Below are 13204 nucleotides of genomic sequence, written 5' to 3'. Positions count from 1 at the left end.
ATAAACATCATCACTCCGGTTTACATTTTCATTTCGACACGTTTCCGACAAAACTATTGCAAGGTAATTTTAATGAAATCCTTAATCGCCGGGAGGGTTGTAAACGCATTGGGATTGGGCACTTCCGCAATCGGTTTGCTTTCCACCAGCGGTGTTCCGGCCAGATTGAACTGCGTGATTCCAGCTCCCGGAAACTGATTCAGGGCTGTTCCGTCGTCGTATAGCTTCACGCTGGTAGAAATGTCACCTTTTAGCGTGGCATCGACTCCGTTATCGACTGATGCGAAAAACCAGTCATTGGAAAAACCGTACATCGTCGCAATGGCGATCCGGTCGCCCGCAACAACCGAAAGTTCCTGCGAAACGCTGCTCCCCGGTTTGCCGTCAATGATCGGCAGCAACACTTTTGTACCCGCGGCCGCCAACACATACACGTTTTTAATTCCCGGTTTTCCGGTCAAATAAGCCGCCAGATCGTCGGCATTGCCGCGCTGGGCGATCATCGTCAGCCCCTGCCCCCGGTCATTTTCCCCATTTTTGAAAATCGGATTCTCGATTCCGTTGTAAACCACCACCAATACCGGCGATAGCGGAGTAAAAATACCGGTTATGCCTTTCACATACGCACTCAGTGCCGTATTATCCCCCGCTTCGGCAATATTGGTCAGCCCATTGGCGGTCGGCTGACCGGCGGTGTACAGCGGAGTCGGATTAAGCAACTGTCCCCCAACGATATACGAAACCGCCCAAACGCCCGGACTGAATGGCGTCTCGTTGGCCGTTCCGCCGGACGTATTCTGAATCGTCAGGGTAAAATACGAGTTACCATCGTATTTCAACGTCGCCTTCATCAGATCAGAAGCCGCCAGGTACGAATTTCCCTGCGCATCCGTTCCTTTCACTTCGGTGATATTTTTGCTTTCAGCCACACCGGGATGCGCTACCGAAGCACCCGGTTTTTGATTTTCGCGCGTTCCATTATCCCACAATTTGATCTGGGAAGACACATCACCTTCAATCGGATTTCCATTGGAATCATACACCAGAATTCCCGGATTTTCGGGTGCAAAAAACAGGTCGTTCGACCAGCCGTACATGGTGGCAAAACTCAGGGCCTCGCCTTTGGCGGCCGAGAACTGGATGGTGAACGATTCACCCGGCAGAATAACCGGTGGCGTGCCCGTTCCTTTGAACGTGCCCGATTCAACCAACGGTTGAGAACTCAGCACATTCTCTATAGTAATTGTGGTTTTCTGGGAGTTTGGATTAATGATGTGATCCTGAACACAGGAGAAAATGGCAAAAGGCAACAAGGCAATCGCCGGCCAGCGTGTGGTGTTTTTCATAGTCCTTTCTTGTTTTGGTTGGATTGGAATCCGTCTGATTCCTACTAGAAGTAGCTGGGTCAAAAGTAGATCGTCGGGAATGATCGATAAATGACAATATTTCCCGAATCGTTGTCGATATCGCCCGACTGAGGGAACGGGCATTTGACTTTGGCTGGTATTTGGGTGCTTAAGCAGCTACCTTGATTACTGACCAGGCAGGTTGGAAAACCGCTCAGAAAACCGGTTCGGGGAGAAACGGTAACAATAGGTGCGGCTTGGCAACCCGCTACTCAACGATACACTCCTGAGAACAGACGATCAAAAGGCCGAAAATTCTCCAAAAAGTTATCATACTGTTAAATAGGGGCTTGTTTCTTCCAATCCCACTCCAAAAAAAACTATCTTTACTAACCACTTACTATCCAGCCCAAAATGATAGACAGCAGAAGAGAATTTTTAAAAAAAGCCGCCCTGCTAGCCGGTGGCACCAGCCTTTTCGAGGTTTTACCCGACTCGATTCAAAAAGCCCTCGCCATCGATCCCCAGCCGGGCAGTACTTTTCTCGATGCGGAACACGTCGTCATTCTGATGCAGGAAAACCGCTCGTTCGACCATTGTTACGGCTCCCTCCAGGGCGTTCGGGGGTTCAATGATCCGCGCGCGATTACGCTTCCCAACAAAAACCCGGTCTGGCTCCAGACCAACGGTGCCGGGGAAACCTACGCGCCATTTCGGCTGAATCTGAAAGATACCAAGGCCACCTGGATGAGTTCGCTCCCGCATTCCTGGACGAACCAGGTAGACGCCCGCAACAACGGAAAATACGATAAGTGGCTGGATTCCAAGCGTTCCGGCAACAAGGAATACGCCAAAATGCCCCTGACAATGGGGTATTACAACCGGGAAGATATTCCGTTTTATTACGCTCTGGCCGACGCCTTTACGGTTTGCGATCAGAACTTCTGCTCGTCGCTGACGGGTACGACGCCCAACCGGCTCTACCTCTGGACCGGAACGATTCGGGAAAAACCGGAGCGCGAATCCAAAGCCAATGTGCGCAACGAAGACGTCGATTACGGCGATGCGGCCCGGTGGACAACCTTCCCCGAACGGCTGGAAGACAACGGCATTTCGTGGAAAATTTACCAGAATGAACTGAGCCTGCCGGTCGGTTTTGAAGGCGAACAGGAAGGCTGGCTGGCCAATTTTACCGACAACCCGATTGAGTGGTTCGAGCAATTCAACGTCGGCTACTCGGCGGCTTATCAGAAATACCTCGAAAAACGGGTGGCCGAATTACCGGGTGAAATTCAGGCATTAATCGCCAAAATTAAATCCCTGCCCGAAGCCGACAGCGAAACTGACAAGCTGAAAAAACAACTTACAAAAAAAGAAGAAGAGCTTAAAACCGGTCTGTTGCACCGGGAAACCTTTAGCCGGGAAAACTACGAAAAGCTTTCGCAACGATCTAAAAACCTGCATAATAAAGCATTTACCACCAATAAAAACGATCCCGATTACCATTCGCTGACGTCGCTGAAATACCACGATGGCAGCACGGAACGCGAAGTGGAAATCCCGAAAGGCGATGTGCTGCACCAGTTTCGGTCCGACGTTAAAAACCGCACGCTGCCGACGGTTTCGTGGGTGGTGGCTCCCGAAAACTTCTCCGACCACCCGGGCGCGGCCTGGTATGGTGCCTGGTACATTTCCGAGATGCTCGACATTCTGACGCAGAACCCGGACGTCTGGAAGAAGACGGTTTTTATTCTCTGCTACGACGAAAACGACGGCTATTTCGATCACGTTCCGCCGTTTGTGGCTCCCCACCCCGACCAGCCCGAAACCGGCACTACGTCCAAAGGCATCGACACGGGCATCGAACACGTGTTCATGGAGCAGGAGCTGAAACGCAAAGGAATCAATGCCAAACGTGAAGCCCGCGCCAACGCCATCGGGTTGGGTTACCGGGTTCCCCTCGTGATTGCCTCGCCCTGGAGTCGGGGCGGCATGGTGTCGTCGGAGGTGTTCGATCATACGTCGATTCTCCAGTTTCTGGAAGTTTTCCTCAACAAGAAAACCGGTAAAAAGATCGAAGAATCCAATATCAGCGCCTGGCGGAGAACGGTTTGCGGGGATTTGACATCGGTTTTCCGACCCTACAAAGGCGAGAAAATTCCGTTGCCAACCTTTGTGGCTAAAAACGAATTTGTGGAAAGTATTCACAAAGCCCAGTTTAAAGAATTACCATCTGGTTATAAGAAACTGACAAACGAGGAAGTTGCTCAAATTCGCCAGTCGCCGGTCACGTCTCCCCTCATTCCAAAGCAGGAAAAAGGCGTTCGGGCGGCCTGCGCCTTACCGTATCAACTCTACGCCGACGGAAAGTTAAGCGCGGATAAAAAATCATTCGGCATCACATTTCAGGCTAAAAAAGACGTTTTTGGAGCCAAATCGGCCGGTTCGCCGTTCACGGTTTACGCACTGGATTCGTACCTGACGGCCAATGAAAAACCGGAACGTGATTTCAAAGTCCGGGATTATGCCGTCAGGGCTGGCGACAGCGTTTCCGACAGCTGGCCGCTTGGTGATTTTGAAAAGGACACCTACCACTTCCGGGTCAATGGCCCGAACGGTTTTTTTCGTGAATTCATCGGCGACGCCAACGACCCGGCGCTGGACATTCAGTGCGAATACCAGCGCACGACTCCGCAAAGCAAACAATTGACTGGCTCTATTGAGCTAAAAATCAGCAATCTGGACAAATCAAAGGCGGTTACCATTGAGGTCAAAGACAATGCGTACAAAACCGGTGCGAAGACGAAAGTGATTGCCAAAGGCGGTCAGTCGAGTCTGGTGCTGGATTTGGGCAAGAGTTTTGGCTGGTACGATTTCAGCGTTAGAATTTCCGGAAATGCGGTTTTTGAAAAACGGTTTGCGGGGCACGTCGAGACCGGAAAAGCGAGTTTTACCGACCCGGTGATGGGCGGAACGATCGTTTAACGTATTGTTCGGCAACTGAGAGTGGACGGTTTCTCCGTCCACTTTTTTTATACCCGAATTATTCCGCAACCGACGAACCCAACTAGTATATCTACCTTCAAATCGACTTTTGGACGCGTAGCGACTGAATGTTTGTAGCAGGAAATCCGCCAAACGCATTCTTTTCTGGTCGCGTAGCGATTGAACGCATTGAAGGTTCAATCGCTACGCGACCGCTCTGAAGGGCTTGGGATATTCGCATTTCTACAAACATCTGGTCGCTATGCGACCGTAACATCTGGGTTCTCCTGACTATTTTAGAAGATTCGGATTATGAGTTCGGAATAATTTATTACACTAATTAAAGCACCCTATCCCGTTGAAAATGAACTTTCATGTCGTTGCCATTCTCTACTTTTCACTGATCATTTCGCAATCTGTCTGCGCGCAAAAAACCGCTCCGGGAAATACGCCCACGGCGGAGCGTGAATACCTGGTTCAAACGCTGGTGCGCATTGCCGACCCGGTTTTGGTTTCACTGAGTCAGAACCAGTTGCGGGCCAAAATGCCGATCGAGTCATCCGGTACGGAGCGGGAAAAATATACGCATCTGGAAGCCTTTGGCCGTTTGCTGGCCGGAATGGCACCCTGGCTCGAACTCGGACCGGACGAAACCGCCGAGGGCAAGCTGCGGAAAAAATACATCGACCTGACGCTGGCTAGTTTACGGAATGCGACAGACCCGAAATCACCGGATTTCCTTAATTTTAACAAGGGCGGCCAACCCGTTGTCGATGCGGCTTTTTTCGCGCAGGGCCTGCTGCGGGCACCCACCCAGCTCTGGAACCGGCTCGACGCAACGACGAAAGCAAACGTTATTGCCGCGCTCCAGTCGTCCCGGGCCGTCACACCCTATTACAATAACTGGCTGCTGTTCAGCGCCGAAGTCGAAGCGGCTTTGCTGAAATTCGACGGAAATTATGACCGGATGCGGATCGATTACGCTCTGAAATCGCATCAGTTATGGTACAAAGGCGACGGGACGTATGGTGACGGTCCCTCCTTTCACTGGGATTATTATAACAGCTTTGTCATTCAGCCGATGATGCTGGACGTTCTGAAAACGTTGGTGGATGCCGCGCCAAATCCGTCGATTAAAAAGGAATACGAAACCGCTTTGTCCCGCGCACAGCGTTACGCCGAAGTGCAGGAAAGCCTGATTTCGCCGGAAGGCACCTATCCGCCCCTGGGTCGGTCGCTGGCCTACCGGTTTGGTGCGTTCCAGTTGCTTTCGCAGGTCGCGTTGCTGAAAGCGCTGCCCGAAGGTCTGGAACCCCAGCAGGTGCGGGCGGCTTTATATACCCTCATCAAAAAACAGGTGGAAGCGCCCGGTACCTTCGACGCCAATGGCTGGCTACAAATCGGCTTGTACGGCCATCAGCCGCAGATTGGGGAGACATATATTTCAACCGGCAGTCTGTATCTCTGTTCGGAAGCATTTCTGATGCTGGGTTTGCCCGCCAGCGATCCTTTCTGGACCGGGCCGGACAAAGACTGGACGTCGAAGCGAATCTGGAAAGGCGAAAATATTCCGGTTAAACATGCAAAGGATTAAACGGGCGGTTTTTATGGTTTTGTGGATTCTTCCCCCATTTTCAAAAACCGCACCAGAAACGGAAGGCTCAATCCCTGCACTACCAAGGTAATCAGCACCACGACGACGGAAATAAAAATCAGCGTATTTCGCTCCGGGAAAGCCTTGCCTTCGTTCAGCGTCAGTGGCAAGGCGAGCGCCGACGCCAGGGAAACGATGCCGCGCATCCCCGCCCAGCCAATGACCAGCGCATCCCGCCAGTCGATTTTTTCGTCGGTGTAAAACCGGAACCGCCCCTGCCGCTGCGGGAAAAGTTTGCGTTTGTTAATGGCTTTTTCCAGGTTGTTGTTGTGGCCAAATACCCACCACATTCGGATCAGCAGCATGATAATGCTAACCAGGAAGCTAAAACCAATCAGGGGCAAAATCGCGTCATGGTCAATGCTTTTCACCACCTGCGGAAACTGCAAGCCGATCAGAATAAACACCAGGCCGTTGAGCAGGAAAATAATGACGTCCCAAAACGATTTGTTCTGATTTTTGACCGAGGTCGGAAACAGCCGGTTGGTGTATTGCGATAACGTAATGCCCAGAACCACTACGGCCAACACCCCCGAAACGTGAACCTCCTCGGCCAGCAGGTACGCGATAAACGGCGAAACCGCCATCGCGCTGATTGCAATCAGGCTGTTGCCATAGACCCGGCGCAGGAAATACGCCAGCACCAGTCCGAACAGAATCCCTACACCAACCCCACCAATGACAACAATCAGAAACTGGAAGTAAGCGTTAAAAAAGCGAAAACCGGCCCCGGCAATGGCGGCCACCGCAAACCGGTACGCAATCAGGCCGGACGCATCATTCACCAGACTCTCTCCTTCCAGAATCGTCAGCGTCCGGTGTGAAAGGCCCAGGCCCTTCGTGACATTCGTGGCAGCAACGGCGTCGGGCGGGGAAAGAATGGCACCCAACGCAAAGGCCATCGGCCAGTTCAGTGCGGGAATGAGGTAGTGTGTCGTAACGGCAATGGCGGTGGTGGTCAGAAAAACCAGCGAAATCGCGAGGGAACTGACCGTGGGCCAGTTGTTTCGCAACTCCCTGAATGAAATAGTAAATGCCGCATCGTGCAGCAACGGAGGCAGAAAGATCAGGAAAACCACTTCCGGATTCAGGGTAATGGCCGGAATGCCCGGCAGGTAGCCAATGCCAATTCCCGCCAGCACCAGCAGAATCGGGTACGGAATTTTAATTCGGGTCGCGACCGCCGACAACACGATCATGATCGCCATAATGAACAAAACGATGCTGTAGTTTTCCATTCGGTATGCGGATTTCGGTTTATCGTTTTCGGTTGGTCACAACAAGATCGAATGAACCTAGAACCGACCCACTGAAAACCGTATACCGAAAATCGTAAACCATAAACTGAAAACTAAAAATGGCCCGCATTTCCATACGGGCCATCGTTCAGGAGCAAATAAAACGGAATTTCAGGATTTTGTCGCCACCGTATTCCCTTTTTTGAGCGAACCGGAGCTTTTCTTGCCCGCTGCCGGCTTTTTGCCGGACGAAACCGCTGGGTTCTTCTGCGTCATCGTCACCGGGTCCCAGTGCACGACTTTATTTTCAAAATAACTTTCGTTGCAGGCTAAAACCGGGGCGGCCGCACGGAATCCGAAAACCGGGTCTTCGACGGTTCCCTGGCTGCCCGCCCGCACGTTCGCGAAAAAGTCCCCGAAGTGTTTGGCGTGGGCGTCGTCGTCCTTCGGCGCTTCAAACTTGATTTCCTTGACGGGTTCGGCGGTGCGGGTTTCGGCCGGGTATTTGGCGTCGTACTCCTCCACAAATTTCTTCTGAACGTCTTCCGTAAACGTAAAAAAGCTGTCGTAGTTGCCGTAGCCGGGCGCAATGGGCAGTTTTTTCTTCGTCAGAATCAGGTTGTTTTCCGAGAATTCGACCGTTCCTTCGTTCCCGATGATCCGCGTCACGTTGCTGATTTTTCCGGCATTGGCGAAGTTGACGCGCAACACCATCTGGAATGCTTCGTGCTGATCGGTTTTCGGATAATCCATGATGCTCGTCATCACATCCGGCACATCCCGGTGTTCTTTCCAGTAAGCCAGGTTGCCGGACGAATACACCCGCGTCGGCCCCAGTGTATTGGTTACAAAATGGACACCCGTAATCAGGTGAATAAACAAATCTCCGGCGACACCCGTCCCGTAGTCCCGAAAGTTCCGCCAGCGGAAAAACCGGATCGGGTCGAAGGGGCGTTTGGGCGCGTCGCCCAGAAACCGGTCCCAGTCAACGGTTTGGGGCGACGCATCGGGCGGAACCGAATAATTCCAGGCCCCGATGGCGTTAAACCGGTCGTTGTTGGATTCGATGTAGTTGATCTGTCCGATGTCACCGGCGGCAATCATCCGCTTGGCTTCCTTGAACGACGCGCTGCTGATGCGCTGGCTGCCCACCTGCATGGTTTTTCCCGACTTCCTCCAGGCATCGATCACCGCTTTTCCCTCGTTCAGATGCTGCACCATCGGTTTTTCGCAATAGACGTGCTTCCCGGCTTTCAGGGCGGCAATCGTGATGTGGTCGTGCCAGTGGTCGGGCGTGACGATCAAAACCGCATCGACATCCGGCCGGGCCAGAATCTCGCGGTAATCGCGGGTGGTAAACAATTGTTGGCCAAAAGCCGTGCGGGCGTGTTCGAGCCGACCGGAATAGAGGTCACAAACGGCCACGAGCTCCACATCCGGGTTTCGCAGAGCCGCCTGCGTATCGTAATTGCCCTGAATCCCCATGCCAATGGTGGCAATCCGGATTTTGTCGTTCGGGCTGATCTTCTTCAGATCACGAATGATATTGAACGGCTTGGCGACACTCTGGGTGGCAATCAGCGCCGAAGCCGCTGTCACCCCTTTGATAAAGTCGCGACGATTGGAATTCATGGAATAGTTGGGTTATCAATGTCAAAAAAAAGCACATTTACGTTTCAATATACGCAAATGTGCCGAATCTGGACCAACAAAAAATGACAATTAACCGCAACGACTTTTACCGGGTATACAGCGCCCCTTTGGCGATGGTCGATTCGTACTCGCCACTAATGGTTTCTAAAAATTTGCCGGTTACCCAGCCAATATCGGAATTTCGAATGAACACAAACCGCTTGGGAGCCGAGGGCGTCGAATAAATTTTCATGATGGATTCCAGCCACAACGCACCGGCAATCAGTTGTTTTTCACTAACCTGATCACGCACCGTTGCGATTTCCTGTTCGGCTTTGCTCCGGATTCCGGCATCGGTAATCTCTTTCAGGTTGGGGTGCGTCAGGTCGTTGTAATCGTCCATGACCATTTTTTTAAACCGTTCGATATCGTCCAGCGAAATGGCAACCGCCGTCAGACCGGTTTTTTCGGGATGCAGATAGGTCACCAAAGCCCAGGCCACATCGCCCCCCAAACCAACCGTCCGGCGTTGCTGTAAACCGGTTCCGCTGGTTTTAAACCGGGGTGCCAGTTCGGTATCCGCAATGCCCTTAATCACGCGTTGTGCTTCTTTCCGGAAGGCGTCGCCGTTCAGCGACCGTTTGTTTTCGATCTGGCTCACCAGCGTAGTTACCCCAACCGGCATTTCGATGGGGTGAAATGTTTTGTCCGTATCAAAATAACCGCCCAGTGTTGCATCGGAGCCAATATTGAGCGAGGAGGTGGTTGGCCAGACCTTGCGGGGAATGGAGCCAACAGTAAACAATTCCGCTTCCCGATCGATGGAAAGCGTGGTGTCGATTCGAAGACTGCCGTTCGGCAAGGCACGCGATAACTGGTCATACAGCATCTTTTTCGTTGCCGGCGTTTTCGCCAGACCTTCCTTCATTTCGTTGCTGAACACGATGAAAATCCGCTCGTTTGGAATGTTGTAGCGATTGATCGAATCCAGACACACTTTTAAGGCGTCCGTACCCGGTTTGATGGATTTATTCGCATCGGCCACAAAACTGACGTTCGGAACCTCGACCCGGGTTTTGATGTCTTTTTCGTAAAAGTCGCTTTCGTACCGGGTTTTGAAAATCGCCAGCTTCACGTCCGATGCGCCAAACTGAATGCCGGCGTAGAGGTTTTTACCGGAAATATCCCGAATCAGTTCATTAACGCCCCAGGCGCTGGCCACATACCGCAGTTTCTCGTAGCGGCTCCGGGCGATTTTCAGGTAATAATCAGCGTTTTCGCTGTTGTTGTTTTCGTAATACGCCAGTCCCAGCGACTCACAGGTAACGGCTTCCCAATACGGATTTACCCCCCGAACCGCTGGCAACGCCCGCTCCAACAGGTTGATCGCATCCTGCGGTTTGTCCAACGCCCGAAGCGTGTTGGCGAGTTTGGTATACCGAATCGCCTGAACAACGCTGGTCGCTCTTTGCGCAGATGCGGAATAAATACCGATGAGAAAAAGGCAGGATAGAGAAAAAAATCGTTTCATAACGTATGATTGGATTGCGGTTTGTGTAAACCCGAATAAGGAAACCGGTATCACCAAATTTCCTTACCCGACTAAATCGGCAACATACATACGTACTAATGAAGAAAAGCGATTTAAGATTTTATCGATTAGTCCATCGCCATTTCGACGTGGGCCGGAGCCTCGATTTTCTTGCCAATAAACAACAGCAACAGCGGGACGCAAATCAGGAAGAATGACCCGATAATCAGGAAAGCATCGGCATAAGTCATGACCAATGCCTGCTTGATCACCGCACCCTGCATGACCCCATATGCCTTACTCGTCGCGGTCATCAACGCATCACCTTTCGAGAGGAACAAATTGGTGTACTGGCGAATGCGTTCCGCCGAGATGGGGTTGTAGATGGACACATTATCGGCGAGCCGTGACGAATGGAAGACGGTGCGCGTCGAAATATACGTGGTCATGATCGCCGTACCGAACGTACCGCCCAACTGACGGATCATGCCGGTCAGCGCCGAGCCCTGCGGAATTTCGACGTTTTTCAGATCAGCTAACGTAATGGTGGTCAGCGGAATAAAAATCAATCCCATACCAACGCCCCGCACAATGAGCGGCCAGAAGAAATAATCCGGACCAGCCACCAAGCTGATGGCCGACAAATCGAAACAGAATCCAAAGAAGAGCACAAAACCGATGGCAGCGTACCAGATAGGCGATATGTAGTTTTTACTCATCAAACCGCCCACCACGGGCATCATAAAACCGGTGGCCAGTGAACCCGGCATCAGCAGCAAACCGGTCTGGCTGGCTGTGAAACCCAGAATGGTCTGGCAAAAAACCGGAATAATGAAAACCGACGCAAACAGCCCGAAACCCAGAATAAAATTGAACAGCGTGCCGACCGCAAACCGGCGTTGCAGCAGCAACTTCAAATCCAGAATGGGCAATGTAACGGTCAGCTGCCGCCAGATGAAGCCGATGATTCCGATTCCGGCGGCAATCGACATGCCGACAATAAAACCCGAATCGAACCAGTCGTTTTCCTGTCCTTTTTCCAGAATGATCTGCAAACCGCCGATGCCCATCGTGAGCATGATCAACGCCAGCCAGTCCATCCCGCCCGCCGTCACTTTTTCTGCTGGTTCCTTGATGTAGGTGTAGGTCAGGAAAGTGGCTAAAATTCCGAAGGGAATGTTGATGTAAAACACCCAGCTCCACGACAGGTTATCCGTAATGTAACCACCCAGCGTAGGGCCTATCGACGGCCCGATGATGACTCCCATCCCGAATATAGCGTTGGCAATCCCCAAATCTTCTTTCGGAAAGGTCTGAATCAGAATGGATTGTGCCGTTGTGAGCAAACCGCCCCCGCCAATTCCCTGCACCACCCGGAAAAAGACCAGTTCCCAGACATTGGTCGAGGTTCCGCAGAAAATGGACGCAATCGTGAACAAAATGATTGATGCCGCAAAGTAATTCCTACGACCCAGTTTGGCCGTCAACCAGCCCGACATCGTAATCATCACGGCGCTGGCGGCTGCGTAACCCGTTACCACCCAGCTGATATCGCCCAGCGAGGCACCCAGGTTGCCCATCATCTGGTTCAGCGTCACATTGACGATGGACGAGTCGATGGTTTGCAGCAGAGCCGCCACGGTCACCGTGAGGACGACGATCCATTTATCAAATCCTAACTTCATGATGCAATTGGTTGATGATTATTGTTTCTGTAAATCCACAGCCACCGTCACACTCATGCCGGGACGCAGTTTGGCAAACAGCGGACTTTTCGAATCCAGGTCGATGCGAACCGGAATCCGTTGCACAACTTTCACGTAGTTGCCGGTCGCGTTGTCGGGAGGCAGCAGGGAAAATTTCGCGCCCGTTGCACCCGCAAACGAACCCACTTTGCCGGTCAGTTTTTCGCCCCCAAAGGCGTCCACGTCAATGTCGACCGTCTGGCCGGGCTGCATTTGTTTCAATTGCGTTTCCTTGAAGTTGGCCGTTACCCAGAGCGTTGAGTTCCCAACCACCGAACACAGGGCCTGCCCCGGCTGCACCAGTTGACCGATTTGCACGGCCCGTTTTGACACAACCCCCGAAATGGGCGCCAGAATAACCGTATACGACAATTGCAGATTCGCCATATCCAGTTCGGTCTGCCGTTGTTTCACCGCTGCCTGAGCTACTGAAATCTGTCCCTGCGTTGCCCGACGCTGCGAACTGGTTACACCAGTTTGCGAACCAGCCGCATTTACCTGTGACTGAGCGGTTTGCAGCTGAGCTTCAGCCGCCTGAAGTTGCGCCTTGGCGGCTTCGTATTCCGCCTGAACCGCATCGTATTGCTGCTGCGGTACGGTTTTTTCAGCCAGCAGTCGACCGTAACGTTCAAAATCCTGGGTGGCTTTCCGGCTACGGGCCTGCGCAGCCGCCACATTCGCCTGAGCCGTTACCACCTGATTGCGTGCGGTTTGAACACTTACCTGCGAACTTTCCACCGTGGCTGATGCCACACTGACATTGGAACGGGTAACCCCCGCACTCGCCATCGCACTTTGCAACGCGGCTTCGGCCTGGGCCACCCGAATGCGGTAATCGGCATCGTCGAGCACCACCAGCGTATCACCGGCTTTGACATACTGATTATCCTGAAATTGAATGGCTTTCACATAACCGCCCGCTTTGGGAATGACCGGGTTTACGTCCCCGTCCACCTGCGCATCGTCGGTGGTTTCGTGCCGTTGCAGGTACCGAAATTCGCTGTAACCAAAAAAGAGAGCAAGGGCCAGCACCAGAAGGCCACCTACGCGAAACAGAGTTTTCTTGTTCATGA

Annotated in this window: 8 protein-coding genes; 2 read left to right on the top strand and 6 right to left on the bottom strand. The window is 52.3% G+C overall.

Features of this window, described 5'->3' with window-relative positions; translation table 11 throughout:
• Positions 1 to 53: 53 nt before the first annotated feature.
• The gene (locus EHT25_RS02210; RefSeq protein ID WP_124869979.1) at positions 54 to 1346 is read right to left on the bottom strand and encodes a spondin domain-containing protein; all 1293 of its coding nucleotides are present in this window, start codon (positions 1344 to 1346) and stop codon (positions 54 to 56) included.
• Between the two features lie 417 nt (positions 1347 to 1763).
• Here EHT25_RS02210 and EHT25_RS02205 point away from each other — a divergent pair, with 417 nt between their 5' ends.
• Together EHT25_RS02205 and EHT25_RS02200 are read left to right on the top strand one after the other, a co-directional pair.
• A complete protein-coding gene (locus EHT25_RS02205) occupies positions 1764 to 4331 on the top strand; it encodes a phosphocholine-specific phospholipase C (RefSeq protein WP_124873450.1) in 2568 nt (855 codons plus the stop codon).
• A gap of 364 nt (positions 4332 to 4695) precedes the next feature.
• Positions 4696 to 5925 carry a DUF2264 domain-containing protein gene (locus EHT25_RS02200; RefSeq protein ID WP_124869976.1) on the top strand — a complete coding sequence of 410 codons (1230 nt, stop codon included), beginning with the start codon at positions 4696 to 4698 and terminating at the stop codon, positions 5923 to 5925.
• Between the two features lie 11 nt (positions 5926 to 5936).
• On the opposite strand, the gene EHT25_RS02195 is transcribed toward EHT25_RS02200, so the two are convergent.
• The 5 genes from EHT25_RS02195 to EHT25_RS02175 all read right to left on the bottom strand — a co-directional run bounded on the left by EHT25_RS02195 (position 5937) and on the right by EHT25_RS02175 (position 13202).
• Positions 5937 to 7223: a Na+/H+ antiporter gene (locus EHT25_RS02195; RefSeq protein WP_124869973.1), complete on the bottom strand. Its 1287-nt coding sequence runs from the start codon at positions 7221 to 7223 to the stop codon at positions 5937 to 5939.
• 171 nt (positions 7224 to 7394) lie between these two features.
• Positions 7395 to 8855, bottom strand: a complete 1461-nt coding sequence (locus EHT25_RS02190) for a Gfo/Idh/MocA family protein (protein ID WP_124869969.1) — start codon at positions 8853 to 8855, stop codon at positions 7395 to 7397.
• Between the two features lie 106 nt (positions 8856 to 8961).
• The gene (locus tag EHT25_RS02185; protein ID WP_124869966.1) at positions 8962 to 10386 is read right to left on the bottom strand and encodes a tetratricopeptide repeat protein; all 1425 of its coding nucleotides are present in this window, start codon (positions 10384 to 10386) and stop codon (positions 8962 to 8964) included.
• A gap of 128 nt (positions 10387 to 10514) precedes the next feature.
• The gene (locus EHT25_RS02180; RefSeq protein WP_185731257.1) at positions 10515 to 12071 is read right to left on the bottom strand and encodes a DHA2 family efflux MFS transporter permease subunit; all 1557 of its coding nucleotides are present in this window, start codon (positions 12069 to 12071) and stop codon (positions 10515 to 10517) included.
• Positions 12072 to 12089: 18 nt separating this feature from the next.
• Entirely contained in the window at positions 12090 to 13202 is a 1113-nt protein-coding gene (locus EHT25_RS02175) for an HlyD family secretion protein (RefSeq protein ID WP_124869960.1), read from the bottom strand.
• Positions 13203 to 13204 lie beyond the last annotated feature (2 nt).

It is taken from the genome of Larkinella rosea (assembly GCF_003858635.1).
Lineage (GTDB): Bacteria > Bacteroidota > Bacteroidia > Cytophagales > Spirosomataceae > Larkinella > Larkinella rosea.
The sequence above is the reverse complement of the archived record's forward strand: the minus strand, read 5'-3'. Positions and strand labels throughout refer to the sequence as shown.

Excerpts from the sequence above, each read along its gene's own strand:
- EHT25_RS02210 (WP_124869979.1), bottom strand. The coding sequence starts at position 1,346 with ATGAAAAACACCACACGCTGGCCGGCGATTGCCTTGTTGCCTTTTGCC.
- EHT25_RS02175 (WP_124869960.1), bottom strand. The coding sequence starts at position 13,202 with ATGAACAAGAAAACTCTGTTTCGCGTAGGTGGCCTTCTGGTGCTGGCC.
- EHT25_RS02185 (WP_124869966.1), bottom strand. The coding sequence starts at position 10,386 with ATGAAACGATTTTTTTCTCTATCCTGCCTTTTTCTCATCGGTATTTAT.
- EHT25_RS02195 (WP_124869973.1), bottom strand. The coding sequence starts at position 7,223 with ATGGAAAACTACAGCATCGTTTTGTTCATTATGGCGATCATGATCGTG.
- EHT25_RS02200 (WP_124869976.1), top strand. The coding sequence starts at position 4,696 with ATGAACTTTCATGTCGTTGCCATTCTCTACTTTTCACTGATCATTTCG.
- EHT25_RS02190 (WP_124869969.1), bottom strand. The coding sequence starts at position 8,855 with ATGAATTCCAATCGTCGCGACTTTATCAAAGGGGTGACAGCGGCTTCG.
- EHT25_RS02180 (WP_185731257.1), bottom strand. The coding sequence starts at position 12,071 with ATGAAGTTAGGATTTGATAAATGGATCGTCGTCCTCACGGTGACCGTG.